Source organism: Kitasatospora sp. NPDC094015 (genome assembly GCF_040304075.1).
Lineage (GTDB): Bacteria > Actinomycetota > Actinomycetes > Streptomycetales > Streptomycetaceae > Kitasatospora.
In genome coordinates this window covers 22,685-41,635 of sequence record NZ_JBEOUL010000045.1, presented here as the reverse complement: position 1 = coordinate 41,635, position 18,951 = coordinate 22,685, and the positions used below count along the sequence as shown (strand labels likewise).

The window sequence follows — 18,951 nt, the reverse complement described above, 5'->3', positions numbered from 1 at the left end:
TCGGGACCCGGCGCACCTGCCCGGGCCCACGGGTCGGGGGCGGCGGGGGAGGGGGGCGCGGGGGGGGGTGGGGAGCGGGGGGGGGGCCCGGCCGCGGCCCCGGCCGCGGATCAGCACCGCAGTCCAGGCGGCAGCAAAGGATGGTCCAGCGCATCCGGGCGCTGGCCACGGGTGCGGGGGCGGAGCACGCCGCGCCCAGCCAGCTGCAGGGCTGCGGTCCGCGATGGTCCTGTCGTTGCCGCCCGTTCCGGGGTGGTCGACAGGGCAGATGTCCGTTGCTTCGCGGGTGGGGAAGAGCGAAGGGGAGGCTCGGTTCAGGCGGGGACGCCAGAAGTGGTCCCGGCCCGAGCCGGGCTGAGGGCTTGCTAGTCCTCCGGGAGCGTCACGACGATCTGGCCGTTGTCGTTGACACCGTGGATGGTGATGCGGCTCTGGTCGAATTTCTCCCAGTCGCACTGCAACCGGAAGACCTTGTGCGGCGGGATCACGGCGACGCCCTCGGTGGCGGTGAAGTCGCCTTGGTCGAGCAGCATCAGGACCGCCTGCCGGGCGTCGTGGGGGTCGCCGTCGATGGCCTTGGCCAAGCGCTGCAGGCTGGTGGTGATCTCTGCGAGGCGGCGCCCGTCCGGTTCGAACAGGGCGATGATCTCGAACGAGTCGTCGGAGTAGATCAAGCTCATCCGCAGCTCGCGCTGGATCTGCTCCTCCTCGGCGCCCAGCGGCAGCACCTCGGTTGGGAACGGCAGCGGGCTGGCCGGGTGCAGACGCGGCACTCCGGCGTCGTCCGGGATCTCGTGGAGCACCTTCGCGGCCACCAGCAGGGTGATGACCTCGTTGATGGTCTCCAAGGGCGGCAGTCCGTACTGCGCGGCGTAACGGGTGCCGTCGGCGATCTGGCCGGGCAGAGCCTCAGCCGCTTCGGCGGCCTCCTCTTCGTCGTAGTCGTCGCCGGTGTCCCAGCAGGAGTGGGTGAGGAGGCCGGTCGGGTTGGCCTTCGTTGCGACGAACGGGCCGAGCTCTTCGCGGGTGAGGGGCCCGTCCTCCATGGCGGCGCCGATGAGCAGCATCATCGTCACCATAGGGCGGATTCGGGACCAGCCTCCGCGGGCGGTACGGCGCAGGTGCTCCCCGCGCATCTCGTCGTCCGTCCAGTCCATCAGCGAGGCCGTCCCCGCCATGGCTCCCCCAAGATCGTCGGTATGCCGTCGAACCGTAGGCTACGCCGCTGCCGGTGAACCCCCGAACCAACATCGAGTACCCGTACCCGCGCCGCAGAAGGCGCCGTCAGTCGTCGTCCGGGGTGATGTTGATGGCGTCGCACCAGTAGCAGGTCCAGTCGTAGGGCAGCCGGTAGCTGTGGACGCTGAAGAAACCCAGCGGCTCGCCGTAGACGGTGTTCGTCGCCTCGCAGGACCAGCAGTCGAACTCGAAGTCCATCGTCTCCCCTCCCGGACCGGTCTTCAGGATGGCGGGCGCGGGGACCGCAGGGGAGGTGATCGCCAGGTCTGGCTGGAAGGAGTGCGTACGCCGAGGCCGGGCCGGCGGCACGCCGGCTCTACGACGAGCAGAGCGTCCGCGACCGCCTGGCGCGCTTGTCACCACCCGCAGGGCGCACCTGCACCTGCCCTGAGAAGCCCCTGGCTGGGGCCGGGCAGGGGCTTCTCAGGGCAGGTGCAGGTGGTCAGTTGGGCGGTGCGGCGCTCTGGAAGGTGAGGTGTTGGGCCATGGCGCGCAGGTTGTCGGTGCCGGCGATGGCGAAGGTCTCGGTGCCAAGGGTGGTGCTGAGGGCGAAGTAGCCGTCGCGGGCGATCGCGGTGGCGGTGACCGGGGTTCCGTCGAGGTGAAGGGCGGCCAGCTCCCCGATGTCGGGAAGGGCGATCGGCAACGGGGCGTCCTCGCTGTGGTTCGCGATGTAGGTCCGCAGGAAGCCGTCGAGGGAGAAGGCGGGCTTGACGCGGGCCCTGGCGGGCGTGGGGCGTACGGTGCGCACCAGCAGGCGGTTCCGGCCGTCCTGGTGGTACTGGACGTCGACGTCGGTGAGGAATCCGTCGGAGGACTGGCGGCTGTGCAGGGCCGTCCAGCCCGGGTGGGGGTGGGCGAGGACGGCGACCCGGCCCTCGAACTCGCGCAGCGTCCGCTCCCAGTCGGGGTCGGCGGGGTGGTGGGGCCCGAGCGGGCCGGGGACGCGGATCATCGAGTTTCCCTTCCGGTGGTCCGGCCGGGGCACGCGAGGTGCCCCGGCCGGACCCGATGGTGGTGTGTGCCGGGGCGATCTGGCCACCTCCGGTGTGGAGGGTGCCGGTGGGGCCTACGGTTCGATAGTCATGTCTCTGACAGCCGGGGGGCTGTCGGCTGCAAAGGGGAGGGACATGACGTATCGAAAGCTCGCCACCGCGGTGGCGACAGTGGCACTCGCGGCATCGGGGCTGATGACGGCGCCCGTCGCATCCGCCGCGACCACGGACCCGGCAGAGCCCACCGCGACCTCCGTCGAGGTGGGCCACGCGCGGGGTCCGGCTGAGCCTCGGGATCGCGGGTGCACGGGTGCGCAGTGGGGAAGGCCGGGCAGCCGCGAACGACCTCGGGGGCGGTGCCGCCGGCCCACCGGGGCCCACCGTGATGGTCACCAAGGGACTGCCGCTGAGCGCGTGTGGCGACCTCGCGTTCGGGCAGTGGAATCATCCGGCTCGGGCAGCAGTTTTCGCTCGGCACTCGGAGCAGGTGATTCCGCAGAGTGCTCCGTACCTGCGGATCGGTGCGGAGCAGAGGTCGCAGGGGCCAATCTCCCATGGCGGGCAGCCCAGTCGCTGGGAAGCCAGGGTACGCTCGCGCGGGCTGATCCGAAGGTGCGGGGCGTTTTCGACGGGCCGTAGCGCTTCGGGGACGTCGGCGAAGGTGTAGACGAGGCTCGAGCCTCCTCGGTGCGGGCGGCGCTCACTGAAGGAAAGTGTCTCCTCGCCGTAGTGGCAGGCGCGGTCGACCTCATCGTTGGTGAAGGCGAGTTCCTCGTCCTCTACAGGCTCGTCCTGCCCGTCATCCGTTGGCGGAGGCGGCCCGACTGTCGTCCACCAAGAGTCCCGATCGGCTGAGCTGACCCACATGCGCGAGCTCTTGCGGGCGTCCTGCTGGTCGGGGACTCGGATGGCGACCAGCTCGCCTTCTGCGCTGGCGACGACGAGCCGGTCGAGCGCGGTGGCGGGTCTGGTCGGGATGCACAGTGCTGGTAGGTACCAGCCGAAATGGAACGCGCCGCAGTACGCGGATTTCTCGATGGGGCAGGTGCGCTGGCTGGTCGCTGTGCACTTCCAACGCTGGAAATGCCGTACCCCGCCGCGAATGGACATCTCGTACGGAGAATTGATCAACGGCCAGGGCACGTCGTCCACACGCGCCCATGGCGCCCGGTCAATCAACGCGGCTTCCTTGGACGCGGTCACCCACAGCGGGGTTATCCCGTCGTCGGACGCGGTCCGTGAGCGGCGCCGAACGGTCTCAGCACTGATGGGCGAATACTGCGCCTCCCAGCCAATGAGCCGGCCTCCAGGCCCCGTGACCAGGACATCCGTCCTGCGGTTTCCGCTTGGGGATCTGACCTCAATGTCCGCGCCGAGCCCGGCCCGCACTGCGGCCCGGGCGATCCGCTCTTTCATCGCCTTGTGCTTGGCCCGCTCCTCCGGAGAAGCCGTATGCGTCACCGGCAGATGTGCCGCGGTCAGCATGAGCCGCCCACCACGCCGAACGGTACGAATCGTCATCCAGGGCGACTTCTCCGCAAGCTCCGAACGACACACCCCACCATCACGATGCTCAAGGCACTCCAAGAGGTCCCGCTCCCGCTGCGCCACTGGGATGGTTATCTCTTCGAGCAGGTCCGGCCTGTCCGGGTGTCCAAGATCAGGCCGACTCAAGTTGATCACTATGCCGTATCCGGTATGGAACACGCCATTCGTCATACGAAGAAGTGTAGATCCAAGGGCTGACATTTGATCACATCTATCGTGAAATAGAACGCTCGCTTGAATTCTAGTGCTAGATCACCTTCTGGTTCCGGACATCAGTCACCTATCGATGTCCGTTCGTGCGGGGGTGGTCGGCAGACCACCGGCTGCTGGAGGCACGGTGGCGGGCGAACGCCTGGCTGGCTGGGAGCCTTCTCCTGTCGCCGATGGGGTCCTCAGTGGAAGAGCCTGTCGACGGTGCTCCGCACGCATGCCGTTGGTGCGTCGGGGCATGGCGTCGTGGCGGCTCTCGGGCGGAGCTGTGTACTCAAGAACGATCACTCACCCGGGGGCGCCTCATCGAACCTGCGGTTCCGAAGCTCTTTCCATCTGCGGGCTTCCGGGCTGTCGCGAGTTATCCGGCCTTCACGCCAAGCCGCCTCGAAGCTCGCTTCCATCGGGTCGCCGATCAAATCATCGACGGGGTCATCGACGGGATCGTCGGAGAGGGGGAGCTCCACTGACGGGCGAGGGATGTAGCGGAAGTCATCGCCGTAGTCTGGTTCGAACAGATCTGGCACAGATTCTCCTCCGTTCGGGCGCCACCTCCTGCGCCGGCTCGGGTCAGAACGGCGTGTCGTCATCCCGCGCGGTGAAGCTGTCGGCGATCAGAGACTCCGTCGGGCTCAGGTCGCCGATGAACGCCGCCGTGACATCGCCGGATGGCTCGTAGGTCTGCTGCGCAGGGATCGGCTCCTGAGGACGGGGCAGTGTTGTCGGCTGCTGCCACTTGCGGCGGACGACCTCTCGTGTTCGAGCCCGTTTTGTGCACTGCCAGCACAGCCATCCGTCCTTGACGGCCACGACGGTGCCGTTCCAACAACCGTCGGCGGCGCACTGCGTCCGGGCTGGCTCCGAGAAGAGGGCGAAGCCATTGACGACCTGGCGCTCCTCACCGGGCGCTCCGTAGCCCTCGGGCCGCCTGCTCAGGATGAACGGCGCGTGCCGGGCCGTCGAGAAGTCGATGAGCTCGCGCTCGTACGCCTCGGGGGCATCCCGATGGTTCGGACATTTCTGCCAGAGCCACCTCAGCGCGTCCTTGAACTCAAGCGGGTTGATCTCCCACACCCACATCTGGCCGCGGTAGGTGAGCAGAATCGCCTTGCCGTTGCGGCCGGCGGCGTGGGGAATGTCGACTCGCGTCCAGCGACCTTCAGTGGCATCGAAGACGGGGCTCTCGCACCTTCGGCCGGTACGATCCGCGTCTGCGACGCATCGCAGATCCTCGACTCGGCCGGGGCAGATCTTCAGTACCGAGCCGTGGCACAGCACGTGCCGAACTTCACCGGCCGCCGCGGCGGCGGCCGGCTCGGGCTGCGCGATTTCCTCCTCGTCCTCCGGTGCGGCCACGGGGGGAGTAAACACGCCCGAGTCGATCAGCTTGCGGGTGTTCAGACGCAGGACATGGGTCATGCGGGCGATCTCCGGGTCCTGACCTACGTGGTCGACCGACGGGCAGATCGCGGGATGAGGGATGCGGCACTCGCCCGCGATAGCGCCATGGTGAGCTATCCCTCGGTCAACGTTCCATCGGTTCTGGGCAGGAACCTGATCACTCGGGAAGGTCATCGGAGTCAGCGGAATCCGGCCGCCGTCAAAGCGGTCGAACCAGTCGATCAGGTTGCCACACCACTTGCAGGTCGCCCGGGCGCGAGCCCGGAGGACCTTTGACGGGTTACTGGCATGCAGACGCGTGTTTTGAAGCCCATCGCCGCGCTGGCCAGCACCGGACGACTCCACGGAACGTCACCTCAGCTCCCCTACCGAGCCGCCGAACGAGACCGAGGTCGGCGGCGCCTCAGAACCCAAACGAGATGTGACCAAACGCATCTGATTGATAATCATGCCCTCATCGGGCGAGCACCGTGCCAATTGTGCAGATTCTTGGGTGCCAGCAGCCAAATCAGGTGGTCACGCCGCGAACCGAGAAGGCGCCTGGGCCTGAGCGGGCCAAGCGGGCGCCGCCATCTGCAGGCTGCCCCATCAGGCATTCGCCGCCTCGCAGGCCAAGTCGGCGGTGCGGGTTCGGCCAGCACGACGGCGCAGAGCCTCCACCATGCCCAGGTGGCGAGCCAGCAGGTGCTGAGCGGTGGTGGTTCGGGCTTTCTCGGCAGCACCATCCGCAGCCTCTTGAGCCGAGGCACGGGTGGAATGGCGGTGGGCGGAGCGCATCGCGGCGGCGTGGGCCTGCTCGGCCTCGGCGTCCGCCAGCGGGCAGCGGGCCAGCAGCGCGAGCGCGGATGCGCGATACTCGGCGGCGGCGTTGTGAGCGGTGAGCAGGTCGGAGGCCCGAAGGCCGGACAGGTCCGCGCCGGCCGGGCGCGTCCGGAGCATCTCGGCGCGCAGCTCGCCGCGGACGTGGCTGGCGATGGCGTTGACGTCACGGTGGTCGCCCAGGTCGGCGGATCCGGCGAGCGCCAGGTTGACGCACTCGCGGATCGCGTCCCGGGTGGCCCGCACGGCCCAGCACGACGCACACAGGCCCGCGGCCTGTTCGGTGCCGCAGTCCTCGCACGGCAGCGCCTGCCGGGCGGCTTCGGCGGCTTCGGCCTGCGCCTGGCGGACCGCGCGGCGGGCATCGGCCTCGGCACGCTGCCACTCGGCCTGTTGACGGTCCGCCACCTGCTGCTCGGCCCGCAGTTCCGCGTGCTGGCGCAGCCGCTGGTCGATCGCGTGGCGCAGCTGCGGCCGTTCCACGCCCGGGTTCTGGGCGATGACCTCGCGGACCAAGAGGCGGCGGGTGTGGCGGCGGTCGGCGATGCGCATCTCGCAGCTGCCGCAGTCGCCACCGGTGTCGAGGGCGATCTGGTCGTCGCAGGCGGGGCTCGCGCAGAGCTGGCGCTGGGGCAGGCCCTTGGTCAGCATCCAGCCGACCGGGTCGTTCACCCGGGCGCTGCCGCCCTCGACCTTCAGGCGGTGGCGCAGGCGCTCGGCGAGCTGCTGTCGGGCGTCCTGCGGTCCGGTCCACCGGGCGATGACGCCGAGTTCGTCCCGGACGGCGGTGGTGATCCGGTCGCGCTCCCAGGGCCGCTCCAGCCGGTCCCACAGGCCGGCCACCGGGGCCAAGGCGGCCAGCAGGTCCGCAGGTGGCTGAGGGGCTGTCATCATCCGGCGCTTCGGGGCAGGCTGCCGGCCGTGGCGGGCGGGGGTGCGGGTCCCTTCCCGGGTGTACTCGATCGCGCTGGTCTTTGGCTTTTCCCCGCGCAGCGGGCGACCCCCGCAATCGGTGACCGGCAGGCCGGCGCCGACCTGGACCTCCTCACCGGCCGGGCCGTGGTCCCCGCGCGTGCCCGCGCGCTCTGGCCGACGGTGGTCGGCCACGACGACGGCTTTGCCGGAAAAGCCACCAACTACATCGAGATCACCACCTACCTGAGCCGTAGGAGAGTGCAGGGCGTGAAGGGGGGTCGTAACCGCAAGGTCTGCAACCCCGGACTTGTCCACCTCCTCCAGCATCTTGACCTGCATGTTCTCGGGTTCCTCGCCCTCGGGTGCTGGGGGGGTCGAGACCGAGGGGGTACCAGCGGCAGGCCGGCGCCCGTAGCCGACGCCCTCCAGGTCGAGCAGCAGCGGCTCCTCGACAGGCTCGATGTGGTCGAAGCCCTCCCAGAGGTTCGGCGAGGCCGGCGCCGGTTCGTGTACCGGACCAGCACCGTCCTGGTGCAGGACCGTCTCCACCTGGCCGCCGCCGACAGCCGGGTGGCCGGCCCGGCCCCGGCGTCCACGCGCCGGCTTGCGGCCCGGACCGCCCGCCTCGGCTCGGCCACCCGGCCGGGCACCGGCAGCATGGCCATCCCCAGCGGTCGACGCTTCCCCCATGCCGACCATGCCGGCCTGGTGCGCAGCCGCGACCGCGGGCAGTACCAGCCGCGACCGCGAACGCAGCCCCGACGCACCGCGCCGCGGCCGCTCCACCAACCCCGCCTCCGTCAGCCGCGCCAGCACCCGGACCGCTGCCAGCGGCGAGCAGCCGAGCATCCGGGAGAGCGTGATGGCCGGGCGGCCGATCTCGGTGTCGACCCGGCCGCCGCACAGCCGGACCCGGCCGTGGGCACCAGCGTCGAGGACCATCAGCAGCACGGCGAGCCGGTCCACGGCCGCGCCGTGGCCAGTGCGGTGCGCGAGGAGACCGGGCGGGGAGATCCGCCCGTCCCGGTGGACGAACCCCGGGCCGGCCACCGCTTCGACGACACCGTGCAGGACAGCCAGCTCCCCGCGCTCCAGCACCAGCGGATCCCGCTCCCCGGTCTCGGGGCAGCGCCCGGCCGGGCCGACCGCGGTGGCGAGCGAGCGGGCCACCGGCACCAGCGTGCACACCAGCGCCTCGTCCGCGTTGGTCGAGGATGCCTTCACCCCGGTGGTCACCACCGGCTGGATGCCGTCGTGCAGCTTGGCGCCGCGCAGCCCGTTCACCACGGTCCTGGTCCGGTCCGCCGACAGCCCGCACCAGCGGCCGAGCTCCGGGGTGCGGATCTCCACCGACGCCTCGCCCGCGCCGGTGCGGGACAGCAGCACGACGGCCGCCCACCGCACCGCGTCCGGAACGCCTGCCAGCCCGGGGTCGGCCAGCAGGGCCCGCACCGCCCCACGCAGCCGCGAACGCATCACGTCGGTCAGCACCAACGGATGCAGCACCGGCCGGGACTCGGCCGAGCGCGGGCCCGGAACCGGCCCAAGGGACATCCGGCGAGCACGCGGCGCCCGGCACCCGGCCCCGACCGCGGGAGTCGAGGAGCGCTGGTTCGGCACCATCGTGGCGGCACTCACCGGCCACCCCCGACAGCCACGGCCGGCTCCTGGCGCTGGCCGGGAAGCAGCGGCGCGGCCGGAAGAAGATGGTTCGGACCCGACCGGGCGACACTCGAGGTGTCACCCGAATGGGTGATGTGCGTCACATTGTCGACGGCGTGCGCGGCGGACCCGACAACCGGTCCGTCAACCCGTCCGCCAACAGATCCCAAGGCAGGAGCGGGGGTCGAGCCAACTTCCCGCCCCGCGGGATCTGCAGCCGGGCTCAATCCGGGGACACCATGATCGACAGGCCCGCCACGGCAAGACTGGAAAGGGCCAATGACCTGCTGCAAGATGGACTCGCTCCCTGCTGCTACATGGGTATGGGCGCGCGGCACCCCTCGGGGATGCCGGGAAGTGCCCCTCGGGGCACTTGACAAAAGCCCCCCTGGCGGGGGTGAAAACCACTGCCACCTCCTGTTCTTCTCTCGTTGCTGGCCTCGGCCTCTCTGGGAGCGGCGTTGGCCGTGTGCAGCCGAGGCCCCTGGAAAGGCCCCGACTGCGGAACTGCAAAGGCCCTGGAAACGGGGCCGGTGTTACTGGCCCCTTGCAGGGGGCCGGGTACTGCGACCGGCTGGGAAGCCGGTGGTGGTGCGAATCGCGTAGTGCCGCTGGTGTCTCGGTTGGAAAGTCCGATCTCCAGCAAGCCCGCTCGACGGTTGGAAGCCCGAGAGCAGGTAGTGCAGGTGGGCCGCGTTGATCCGGGTGGAAAGTCCGGGGAGCGGCCCGGCAGGGCTAGACCTGGAAAGGGTCAGGCCCGGCGGTCAGGTCACGGAACACCCCCCATCAGGGGGCTGCCGGCCACCGCACAAAACGACTGCGGCACCCCGCCGGAGGACCGACTCGGTCAACTCCACGGCGGGGTGCCGTACGTATGTCAGGGCCCGACTGCGGGTACCCTTCATCACGTCACCACCCTTCGCATGGTTGACCGGGACGGGCCCCTGGCCGGGGGCGCCGCTCCACTTAACCGCCGTCCGGCCCTTTCGGGCCGGACGGCGAAGTGCGTTTTGGATCACTGACGAGGCCACCCTACCCCTGTGGATAGCACACGGCGTAGCCGCAGACCTACCGTGTTGAGCTGACGCCCCATCGATCGGACGGTCTGACAGGCCCCGCTCATTCGGGCACTCGGAGCAGCCTGAGGGCGCTGTCGACCGAGAGCCCGCCGTCATCCTTCGCAACCGTCCAGCGCTGGAGCGTGTCCGCCACCGCGCGCAGGACCTCGTCCGGCAGGTCCGCTGCCCGCAGGGTGTCGGCGGCCTCCTCCATCTCCGGAGCCCATCGCCACGCCCGCGCCGCGGTCTTGGCGATGTAGTCGGTCTCGACCAGGTAGCTGCCCTGCCGCTTGCCGGCCACGTCCAGCAACGCCTGCTCGACACCGTGATGCTGCGCCAGTCCGTACGAGAGCGCCGCCAGAACCCGGGACGCCTTCTGGTACGCCGTGTACGAGACCTTCAACGCGGACGCCTGCCCGACCTCCTCGCCCAGAACCGGCGTCGACACCGCCGTATCGGCAAACAGGTCAGTGACCAGCGCGGTGGCGGCTGGCGGGCCGGAGAGGAACAGCTTCGCGTGCTTGCCGCCGACCGGTGGGGAGCCGATCACCGCGCCGTCGACCACCGCCCGCGCGGTCCGGCCCACCAGGGCGGCGATCCGCCGAACCCGGTTCGGACCGATCGCGTTGCCCTCGACGTACACGCCGGCGAACCCGTGCCCGGCGACCTCGCGGGCGACGTTCTCTGCGGCGGCTGGCGGGCACAGGCTCAGCACGACATCCGCCCGCTCCAGCAGCTCGGGCAGCTCGGCCACCGGCTCCAGCCCTGCCTGCTCGGCACGGTTCGCAGTCGCGGCCGAACGCCCAGCCAGGCACCACAGCACCCGGGACCCGGCCGACACCGCACAGGCCGCGACAGCCGCGCCCATGCTGCCCGGGTGCAGCACACCGAGCGCCACCTGATCCGACGTCACCGGGCACCGCCGCGGATGTGGACGAAAGCCTCGGCGGCGGTTGGCACGATGTAGTCCGGCTCCGCGCCGCCGGGCCAGGGACGGCCGTGCGAGATCCAGACGGTGCGCAGGCCGGCCTGACGGCCGCCGACAATGTCCAGCTCGGCGTTGTCCCCGATCATCCATCCGCCCTGGGCCAGGTCGCGGCCGACGGCGGCTGCCGCAGCTTCGAAGATCCGGCGGTCCGGCTTGCGGACGCCCACCTCCTCGGAGATGCACAGCGCGTCGACCTGGTTGTCGATGCCGGAGGCCTTCAGCTTGGTGTGCTGGATCTGCGCTCCGCCGTTGGTGACCACGACGACCTGGTCGCCGGCCTTCCTCGACGCGGCCAGCGCCTCCATCACGCCGGGGAACGGCTGCACTGCCGCCGGGAGCTCCGAGCTGTAGCGCTCCCAGAGCGTCTCGGGCGATTCCGGCAGGCCAAGCTCCGCGCTGAGGCGGCCGATCACGTCTTGGTCCGCTCGGATGCGCATGGCCTCGAGCATCCGCTGTTCGACCTCCGGGCCCAGGTCGTTGTCGGCGCAGTACTCAGCCAGCCAGGCTGTCACCGCCGCGAACCGGTCAATCAGCGTGTCGTCGAAGTCCACCATCACCAGTTCGCCGCAGGGCTCGGTGAGCGCTTGGCGGATCTGCTCGGCGGCTGCCGTGGGTGCGAGCTCGTCTGTGCGGATCGTCAGGTCGAACGGGAAGTCGGGGTTGGCGTCGAGGTCGGCCCGGGTCGCATCCCATGCACTCAGCCGCGCGGGAGTGTCCGCGTCGCCCCGGTCGGCCGACCGAGCCTCGGTCACCTCCCGCGGGCACCACAGCAGGACGGTCAGCCACCCGGCCGGGTAGCCGTCGCGCACCGCCCGCACGCCGTCGACCTGGCCTAGGTGCATAACCGGGACCCCGGATGCGAACGCTTCATCCAGGCCGGGCCGGTCCGTCACGTACGTGCTGTCGTAGCGTGCGTTCTCGTACACGACCGCGCCCGACGCCCGAAGCTCCTCCAAGTGCTCGGGCGTGCCCATGCGATAGCCGGCGGACCGCCCGGGCCCGACCTTCACCCGAGAAAACAACGCGAAGGCGGGGTCCAGCGCGGTGAGCGCCCGCGTGACGGTGTCCTTCCCAGTAGCCGGCGGGCCGTAGAGGATCACGCCGCGCACCGCAGTGGCTCCGTTCATGCGTAGACCTCCCGGATGGCCTGGCGGGCCTGGTCGGCAAGGGAGATTGCGGCGCCGAGCCGGTTGTCGACCACCAGGTGCGGCACGGCTGGCCGTAGCTCCGTGTCGATGGTCTGGAGGTACTCGTTCCAGCGCTGCAGCTTCCAGGCGTCTCGGGCGGCCGAGCGGAATGTGATGTACTCGCGCATCGACTCCGGGTCGCATTGGACCCAGATCGGCGCGACATCGACGCCGAGCGAGGCGCAGCGGTTCGTGAGCCGCTGCATCCAGTCCTGGTTGGTCATCTCCGAGATGAACGGCGCGGACAGCACGGTGCTGATACGGCAGTTGATGTTGGCCCAGGCCGCCTGCATTAGGCAGTCGTACTCCATGTTGCGCACCTGCTCGCGGTACAGGCCGGTGTGCCGATCGTTCGGATCTCCTCCGAGTGCCACCAGCAGTTGTTCCACCAGCGGCCGAGTCAGCGGGTCTTTGTCCAGCAGCGGCCAGCCGGTCAGCTGGGCCAGGAACCGGGCGAATTCGCTCTTCCCGGACCCGGCGTAGCCGCCGACCAGGACCACGACCGGCCGATGCGGATCGCCGCCGGTGTGTCGGCGCTTCCAGGCATCCAGGATCCGCTGCTGCACGCCCATGTGGTCGGCCTCGCCGCTGCCCGGCGCGATCCGGTGGATCGCCCGCTCAACGGCAAGCACGTGCGTCCCGTTGTGATCATCGCTCGCAGGCGTCAGACGAAACTTCGTCTCTTCACCCGGCAAGGCGGCTCGGAATCCGAGCTCAGGATCTGTCGCCCTGTAGAGGAGGCAGTACGCCCGGCGGTAGTGCGGTCCGGGATAGACCTCACCCTGCTCGTGCTGCCACAAGGTTTGCGGGTTCGCGGCCGGGATGCCTTTGAGCTTCGCGTCCTCGGCAACCTGGCGCAGCCGCTCTCCCGCTTTCTCCAGAGTCAGCCCGTGCGCCTCCCGCTGCGCGCGCAGAAGGTCAGGCCGCCACCCCGTACGTCCTTTGACCATGCCCCCACCCTCTAGTGTCACCATGCCCGGCAGCCTAGAGCTGACCAGCCAAAACCCGTGTGTACGCAGATGTGAATACGTGTGTATGAACGTGTTGATGGAGCTGATGACGTCGCTGTGATTCTTTGTCAGGTCACCAGCCGCTGTGATGGACCTTGCAGCAGTTAGGTGATCCGAATGAATCGGAGGTGTGCATCAGTGATCGTCCTCGGCGTAGCCAACCTCACGCGGGATACGAGCACTCGGGTGCCGGTTGATCGTGTAGCCGATCTCGAAGAGTTCGCTGCTCATGCGTGTGTCGTTGACTTCTACGACTTGGCCGTTCGGCGAGGTGGTGATCCGCAGCACGCGCAGAAGCGGGACGCCAACATCGGTCGGCAGGCGAAGAGCTTCGGCTTCCTCGGGCGACGGCATGCGGGCGGAGACGCTCTCGCTCCATTCCAGAGGACGGTGGCCCATCTCCTCAAGCCTGTCGTAGATGCCTCCTGGTCCGGTGTCGGTGTCGGCGAGGCGAGTGCCGCGTGCCAGGTCCGCCGGCAGGTAACTGGTCGCGAGTTGCTTGGGTGCGTCAGTTTCCGGGTCGCCCATCACCCGGTCGCGTACCAGAACCTCGGATCCGGGCTCCATGCCCATCAGCGCGGCCAAGTCGATCGGAACCACACCCCAGCGGACGGCGGGAGTTCGCAGAGCTTTCCAGGGCTGGGCAGTGGGATCGAAGTAGTAGCCGATCTCGTCGCGGAAGACCTCGCGGGAGCGGGTGACGCGGAGCCTCTCGGGGCGCTCGCGGACGATCGTTCCGCGTCGGCGAACCGCGATGACCAGCCCCTCCTGCTCTAGCAGCGCGATGGCGCTGCGGACTGTCTGGTAGCCCGCGCCGTACAGCTCCTGGAGCTCTGTCAGCATGGGGAGCTTGTCACCGGGCCGGTACTGGCCCTCGGCGATCTTCTGACGCAGGTCGGCTGCGATCTCGCGATACGAGGCGGCCACGGTGATCACCCCTTTCTAAGGCTGGACGGGTCAAGTCTAGCGATAGCTCTATCAGGCGCTGACGGTCCGACACAACATCGCCGGCGGGTTATAGCTATCGGTATTGACATCATGCCGCCCATCCGCTCTACTTGGCAATAGCGATAGCTATAACGCTCAGTGATGGGTGGTAGCCAGTCGTATCCAACCTGCAAAACAGCGGTTGTCAGCCGTCTTCGGGCGGTGGCGGGTCCAGGGGTTGATGCTCTAGCTCCCCCAAGCGCCGGACGCCGTACCTCATAGCAACACCAGAACGATCTTTGAGCAGCGTGCTGCGCTGCCTGTCCGCCAGGACCACCCGTCATCGGGCCGGCCCTGGCGGGCGGAGAGAGCAGCAACCTCTCGCCCCTCTCCCCCTCGACCTCCCGGGAGGAACCCGATGTCGACCCGCACCCGTTCCCGCCGCACCTACGGCCACGCACCGCTCAAGCTCAGCCAGCTCAACCCCGCCAACATCGACATGGTGCAGACGTCGATCGTCTGCCCGGACTGCGACACCTGGCGCCGCGTCGTCGGCAAGACCGACCTCAAGGTGATCGGCCACGAGCGCGGCACGCTCGACCGCTGCCCCGGCGGCAATCGCCGGGTCGAGGTCGACCTGACGCCGGACCGGTGGCTCGCCCGCCTGCGGCGCCAGCAGCTCGACGCCCTGTCGGCCGAGACGCGCCGCCCCGCCACCCAGTACTACAAGCCGCTGCCGGCGCAGCCCGGCCCGGTGCACCTGATGGCCATGCCCCGGCCGAAGGCCAACGAGCCCACGGCCAGCCAGCGCAACAAGCAGGCCCGGCAGCGCACCGAGCACTGGAAGAAGGTGGTGGAGCTTGTCAAGGAGACCGACGACCTGCGGGCCAAGCCCCTGGAGGGCTCGGTCGGTCCGATCCGCGGCATCGAGGTCCCGAAGACGACGCTGCACCCCACCGCCGCCTGACCCAGCATCAGTACGAACGACCACGGCCGCCGCCCACCCGGAGATCCGGGTGGGCGGCGGCCGTGGCTGCTCGTACGCAGCACAGAGCAGCAAGAAGGCCCCGAGGCGGCTACCTCGGGGCCTTCGTCGGTCGCACCAACCCACCAGCAGTGACGAGAGGAACACGACCGTGGACACCATGATGGCACTCTCCGTCGACGCCCCGGAGACCACCAACACCGACTTCGACGACCTGTACGGCCGGTACGCCACCGCGCTGCTGGTCGCCGCCGGCGAGCAGCTCGCCGAGATCAGCCCGGCCGCCGCCGACCTCGACGAGGACCTGGCCGAGGCGGTCTGGGAGGACGTCGCCGCCGGCCGCTACCCCGAGGGCCGCCGCGGCCTCGCCGGCCTGCTGGTCCTGCTGCGCGACAAGGTCCGCCGGGTCCGCTCCCGGGCGCTCGCCGCCACCGAGGCGATCCGCGAGGCCGTCATCGACCTGGACGACCTCGCCACGGCGGGCACCGCGATCCTGACCCTCCGGCCGCTGCCGGCCACCGTGTCGGCCGCCGTCACCGCCCTGCGCGCGCTCCCCTTGGCCGGGTGATCCCGGTGACCGGCGAGCAGATGGCCGCCCTCCAGCGGCAGATGGACGAGCAGATCCGCCAGCAGCAGGCCGTCCTGGAGGCGCAGCGCGCTGCCGATCGTGCCGCTGCCGAGGCCGCCGCCCGTGCGGCGCAGGGCGGTGGCCGGTGAGCAGCCCCGAGGACCAGGCCTGGAGCCAGCGGCAGATGGACGAGCTGCTGCGCCGGGCCCGCGAGATGCACGCCCGTGCGCAGGCCGAGAAGGCCGGCGGACAGCAGCAGTAGCAAGAGCCACCCACGACACGAGAGGGGAACGACCGTGAGGACGACCGAGGAGTACGACGCCTGGCAGGCCGGGCTGGAGCAGATGAACCGCAGGTACGAGGAGGCCGACCAGGCCGAGTACGTCGCCTGGCTGGACGAACTCGACGCCAGCGTCGTCGCAGCGTGGGCCGACCCGTTCCTGGAGCAGGCGGCCGGTGGCGGCGCGCTCCTGGAGCAGCGGCACGTCCTGCACGAGGCCGCCCACCCGGAGACCGTCGCCGCGCTCCAGCGCCTCGCCCGCTTGGCCCCGTCGGCCTGACCGTCGGTTGCTGTCGTTCGCCGCCGCGCCCGCCCCAGTCGCACCCGGGGCCGGGCGCGGTGGTGTTCGAAGGTGCCCGACGCACCGATCCACCGACCAGGGAGTTGCCCGATGTCCCAGACCACCACCCCCGCCCAGTCCCCCGCCGCCACGCCGTCGCAGGACACCCACCACTACGTCATCACCCTCCAGAAGCCGATGCCGGGCGGCGCCGGCTACATGGTGTCCACGGCCTCCGGCACCTGCTCGCCGACCGGGATGAGCCGCCACGACATCTACCAGTGGCTGATCGGCGAGATGGCCCGCCGCAACCCGGAGCTGGCCGGCGCTTCGACGCTGTTCTTCGACATCCAGCCCAACCGCATCTGACGACGCACCGCCCCACGATCACCAGGAGGACCATCGTGTTCCGTCTGATCCGCACCGCCACCTGGACCGCGACCCGGCGCCGTCTGCTGGCAACCGAGGGCGAGCTCGAGGCGGCCGTCACCATCCTCGCCGCCCGGGCCGCCGGCTGGGAGCCCCCGCAGCCGCCGGTCGACGGCGACCTGGCCGCCGTCCTGCGGTACGTCGACGCCGGTGTTCGCGACGAGGCCGCCTGCCGGGCCGCCGACTTCGCCGAGCGGAGCTTCGACCAGAACAACGTGCTCGGCCTGGCCGTGACCGAGCGCTGGACCGGCTACCCCGACGGCACCGCCGTCCACTACCTCGGCGCCGGCCGGTGGCTGCACTACCACCCCGGCCGCACCAAGCTGCGCACCGGGCGGGCCCACTTCTTCCCGGAGCCGGAGCGGATCTGCCTGATCGCCAGCCGCCGCAGCACCTGGGACGTGGAGCCGGTGGCCACCCTGGCCGTCTTGCTGGAGACGCTCGGCGGCAACTACATCAACTACCGCGTGGGCCGGCCGGCCTGACGCCGGTCGCTCCCCGAGAGGACGGATCCGCATGAGCACGACGTACGAGAGCGCGGCGCCGTTGGCCGCGCCGGCCGCGGTGAACGGCAGCGGCCGGCCGCTGAACGCGCAGGGCCTGCCGGTCCCGGACCGCGCTGCCGGTGCCCCGGCGGCGGCCGGGAAGAAGGGCCTGGACTTCGGTACGGGCGACTGGGCGCTCGCCGGCATCGGTGGTCTGCTCGCCGCCGGGGTGTCCACGATCGGCCTGATGGCCTCCTACAAGGCGCTGGAGCGCAAGGCCGCGCTGCCGGTGGCCCAGGGCGGATGGGCGTGGGAGGACCCGTGGATGCTCCCGGTCGGCCTCGACCTGAGCATCCTGGCGTTCTCCATCGTCAACCTGGTGCTCATCAAGGCGAACAGCGAGCTGGCCTGGGTCAAGTGGGTGCCGCGCCTGGGCGCTGCGGTCACCATCGCCTTGAACTGGCAAGCCGCCGCCACGCTCGCCTCGCAGCTCGGCCACGCCGCGCTCGTCTTCCTCTGGGTCGTCTTCTCCGAGGTCGCCGCGCACATCTACGCCGCGCACATCGGCGCGATTCACGGCCGGGCCCGGATGGACGGCATCCGCGCCTCCCGGTGGCTGCTCGCCCCGTTCGCGACGGCGGCCATCTCCCGGCAGATGAAGCTGTGGGAGATCACCTCCTACGCCGAGGCGCTGGAGCTGCTGAAGGCGCGCCAGGTCTACCGGGAGCGGCTGAAGCAGAAGTACGGCAAGCGCGGCTGGAAGAAGAAGGCGCGGGCGAACGAGCTGCTGCCGCTGACGCTGGCGCCGTTCGGGCTCACGGTCGAGGAGGCGCTGGAGAAGCCGGCCGCCGAGGAGGCCGCCGAGCGCCTTCGCGAGGCCGAAACCGAGCTTCGCCGAGCCGAAGCGGAAACGGCGGAGGAGCTTCGCCGAGCCGAAGCCGAGCTTCGCCGGGTCGAAGCCGAGGCTCAGATCAATGCGGCGAAGGCCAAGGCGCAGGCGGACGAGCTGGCCGCGAAAGCGGCCCTGGAGATCGCCCGCGCGGAGGCCGAATCGGCCGCTTCGGAGGTCCTTCGCAAGGCCGAAGCGGCGCTTCGGCTGCGCGAAGCCGAGGCCGAGGCGGAGGCCAAGCGGCTCGCCGCGCAGGCGGATGCGGACGCGCTGAAGGTGGCTGCGGACGCGGAGGCCGCCCTCGCCCGCACCCGCCGCGAGGCCGAGGACGCGCAGCTCACGTGGGAGCGGGAGCAGCGCATGGCCCGCTGGGACGAGCAGGAGCACGAGCAGGTCCGGGCCGCCGAAGTGCAGGCGAAGGCCGCCGCCGCAGCAGCTCGGGCGGAGGCCGACAAGGCCCGCGCGGAGAGGGAGCGCAAGGAGGCCGCGGCCGGTGCCGCGGCGGCCGAGCGGGCGCGGGCCGAAGCGAAGCTCCGGGCTGGAGAAGCCGAGCTTCGTGCCGCCGAAGCGGTCCGGAAGGCGGCCGAAGCTCATGCCGCCGGCACCACCGCGAAGGCCGAGGCCGAGCGTCTGGCCGACGAGCAGCGTCTGGCCGCAGCGCTCGCGGCGCAGGAGGCCGCGGCCGCCGAGCTTCGGGCAGCCGAAGCCCGCGAGGCGGCTGCCGAAGCCGAGGCGAAGGCCCGGCTGACTCCGGCGGAGCGCGAGGCCCGCAAGGTCGCCGACTGGATCGAGGCCGAGGGCGAGGGCGTGGTGACGCTCGCTTACATCGAGCGGGAGCTCGGTGTCTCGCAGACCACGGCGAGCGAGCGGCGAAAGCGGGCCCGGCAGATCCTCGCCGAGCGCGGCGGGGCCGGTACCCAGGAGTGAGCGGACACGAGGTCGGACGGGGGTGTTGGTACCGCCCCCGTCCGACCTCCATCCAACCACCTGCTTCGCCCTTCGCAGGGCAAAACGGCAGGTCACATCACCATGCGCGTCCGGCTGTTCGTAGCCGGCCCCGACCACCCCGAGCGGGT

Annotated in this window: 18 protein-coding genes; 7 read left to right on the top strand and 11 right to left on the bottom strand. The window is 70.4% G+C overall.

Translation table 11 applies throughout. From position 1 onward, the window contains the following. Window positions 1–365: 365 nt before the first annotated feature. From ABT014_RS31955 to ABT014_RS31905, 11 genes are all read right to left on the bottom strand, one after another. Entirely contained in the window at window positions 366–1,157 is a 792-nt protein-coding gene (locus tag ABT014_RS31955; protein ID WP_350642931.1) for a DUF6042 family protein, read from the bottom strand. Between the two features lie 127 nt (window positions 1,158–1,284). Further along, entirely contained in the window at window positions 1,285–1,437 is a 153-nt protein-coding gene (locus ABT014_RS31950) for a hypothetical protein (protein WP_350642929.1), read from the bottom strand. 244 nt (window positions 1,438–1,681) lie between these two features. Further along, entirely contained in the window at window positions 1,682–2,194 is a 513-nt protein-coding gene (locus ABT014_RS31945; protein ID WP_350642927.1) for a hypothetical protein, read from the bottom strand. A gap of 484 nt (window positions 2,195–2,678) precedes the next feature. Further along, on the bottom strand, window positions 2,679–3,953 hold the full coding sequence (locus tag ABT014_RS31940; protein WP_350642925.1) for a competence protein CoiA family protein: 1,275 nt from the start codon (window positions 3,951–3,953) through the stop codon (window positions 2,679–2,681). 323 nt (window positions 3,954–4,276) lie between these two features. Next, window positions 4,277–4,519, bottom strand: coding sequence for a hypothetical protein (locus ABT014_RS31935; protein ID WP_350642923.1), 243 nt, complete (start codon window positions 4,517–4,519; stop codon window positions 4,277–4,279). A 43-nt stretch (window positions 4,520–4,562) separates the two neighbouring features. Further along, entirely contained in the window at window positions 4,563–5,738 is a 1,176-nt protein-coding gene (locus ABT014_RS31930; RefSeq protein WP_350642921.1) for a DUF6083 domain-containing protein, read from the bottom strand. A gap of 243 nt (window positions 5,739–5,981) precedes the next feature. Continuing rightward, window positions 5,982–8,633 carry a hypothetical protein gene (locus ABT014_RS31925; protein ID WP_350642919.1) on the bottom strand — a complete coding sequence of 884 codons (2,652 nt, stop codon included), beginning with the start codon at window positions 8,631–8,633 and terminating at the stop codon, window positions 5,982–5,984. A gap of 1,275 nt (window positions 8,634–9,908) precedes the next feature. Next, complete coding sequence (locus ABT014_RS31920) at window positions 9,909–10,760, bottom strand: DUF1932 domain-containing protein (RefSeq protein WP_350642917.1); 852 nt, start codon at window positions 10,758–10,760, stop codon at window positions 9,909–9,911. Then, a complete protein-coding gene (locus ABT014_RS31915; protein WP_350642915.1) occupies window positions 10,757–11,962 on the bottom strand; it encodes an HAD-IA family hydrolase in 1,206 nt (401 codons plus the stop codon). Before ABT014_RS31915 ends, ABT014_RS31920 begins: the two co-directional genes overlap by 4 nt. Further along, complete coding sequence (locus ABT014_RS31910) at window positions 11,959–12,972, bottom strand: P-loop nucleotide/nucleoside kinase family protein (RefSeq protein WP_502895136.1); 1,014 nt, start codon at window positions 12,970–12,972, stop codon at window positions 11,959–11,961. The genes ABT014_RS31915 and ABT014_RS31910 overlap by 4 nt, the downstream gene beginning before the upstream one ends. Window positions 12,973–13,167: 195 nt before the next feature. Then, window positions 13,168–13,968: a GntR family transcriptional regulator gene (locus ABT014_RS31905; protein ID WP_350642911.1), complete on the bottom strand. Its 801-nt coding sequence runs from the start codon at window positions 13,966–13,968 to the stop codon at window positions 13,168–13,170. Window positions 13,969–14,377: 409 nt separating this feature from the next. Here ABT014_RS31905 and ABT014_RS31900 point away from each other — a divergent pair, with 409 nt between their 5' ends. The 7 genes from ABT014_RS31900 to ABT014_RS31870 all read left to right on the top strand — a co-directional run bounded on the left by ABT014_RS31900 (window position 14,378) and on the right by ABT014_RS31870 (window position 18,802). After that, window positions 14,378–14,926, top strand: a complete 549-nt coding sequence (locus ABT014_RS31900; RefSeq protein WP_350642909.1) for a hypothetical protein — start codon at window positions 14,378–14,380, stop codon at window positions 14,924–14,926. Between the two features lie 169 nt (window positions 14,927–15,095). Next, a complete protein-coding gene (locus ABT014_RS31895; protein WP_350642907.1) occupies window positions 15,096–15,512 on the top strand; it encodes a hypothetical protein in 417 nt (138 codons plus the stop codon). Then, window positions 15,509–15,661, top strand: coding sequence for a hypothetical protein (locus ABT014_RS31890; protein ID WP_350642905.1), 153 nt, complete (start codon window positions 15,509–15,511; stop codon window positions 15,659–15,661). The genes ABT014_RS31895 and ABT014_RS31890 overlap by 4 nt, the downstream gene beginning before the upstream one ends. A 147-nt stretch (window positions 15,662–15,808) precedes the next feature. Continuing rightward, window positions 15,809–16,072 carry a hypothetical protein gene (locus ABT014_RS31885; protein WP_350642903.1) on the top strand — a complete coding sequence of 88 codons (264 nt, stop codon included), beginning with the start codon at window positions 15,809–15,811 and terminating at the stop codon, window positions 16,070–16,072. A gap of 111 nt (window positions 16,073–16,183) precedes the next feature. After that, window positions 16,184–16,441 (top strand): hypothetical protein, encoded by a 258-nt coding sequence (locus ABT014_RS31880; protein ID WP_350642902.1) that lies wholly within the window; start codon window positions 16,184–16,186, stop codon window positions 16,439–16,441. Window positions 16,442–16,476: 35 nt separating this feature from the next. Beyond that, the gene (locus tag ABT014_RS31875) at window positions 16,477–16,986 is read left to right on the top strand and encodes a hypothetical protein (protein WP_350642900.1); all 510 of its coding nucleotides are present in this window, start codon (window positions 16,477–16,479) and stop codon (window positions 16,984–16,986) included. A 31-nt stretch (window positions 16,987–17,017) separates the two neighbouring features. Continuing rightward, window positions 17,018–18,802, top strand: a complete 1,785-nt coding sequence (locus tag ABT014_RS31870) for a DUF2637 domain-containing protein (protein WP_350642898.1) — start codon at window positions 17,018–17,020, stop codon at window positions 18,800–18,802. Window positions 18,803–18,951 lie beyond the last annotated feature (149 nt).

What these genes read in the sequence shown, in the direction of transcription:
- ABT014_RS31955 (WP_350642931.1), bottom strand. Translation starts at nt 1,157, where the DNA reads ATGGACTGGACGGACGACGAGATGCGCGGGGAGCACCTGCGCCGTACC.
- ABT014_RS31950 (WP_350642929.1), bottom strand. Translation starts at nt 1,437, where the DNA reads ATGGACTTCGAGTTCGACTGCTGGTCCTGCGAGGCGACGAACACCGTC.
- ABT014_RS31945 (WP_350642927.1), bottom strand. Translation starts at nt 2,194, where the DNA reads ATGATCCGCGTCCCCGGCCCGCTCGGGCCCCACCACCCCGCCGACCCC.
- ABT014_RS31940 (WP_350642925.1), bottom strand. Translation starts at nt 3,953, where the DNA reads ATGACGAATGGCGTGTTCCATACCGGATACGGCATAGTGATCAACTTG.
- ABT014_RS31915 (WP_350642915.1), bottom strand. Translation starts at nt 11,962, where the DNA reads ATGAACGGAGCCACTGCGGTGCGCGGCGTGATCCTCTACGGCCCGCCG.
- ABT014_RS31910 (WP_502895136.1), bottom strand. Translation starts at nt 12,972, where the DNA reads ATGGTCAAAGGACGTACGGGGTGGCGGCCTGACCTTCTGCGCGCGCAG.
- ABT014_RS31900 (WP_350642909.1), top strand. Translation starts at nt 14,378, where the DNA reads ATGTCGACCCGCACCCGTTCCCGCCGCACCTACGGCCACGCACCGCTC.
- ABT014_RS31880 (WP_350642902.1), top strand. Translation starts at nt 16,184, where the DNA reads ATGTCCCAGACCACCACCCCCGCCCAGTCCCCCGCCGCCACGCCGTCG.
- ABT014_RS31870 (WP_350642898.1), top strand. Translation starts at nt 17,018, where the DNA reads ATGAGCACGACGTACGAGAGCGCGGCGCCGTTGGCCGCGCCGGCCGCG.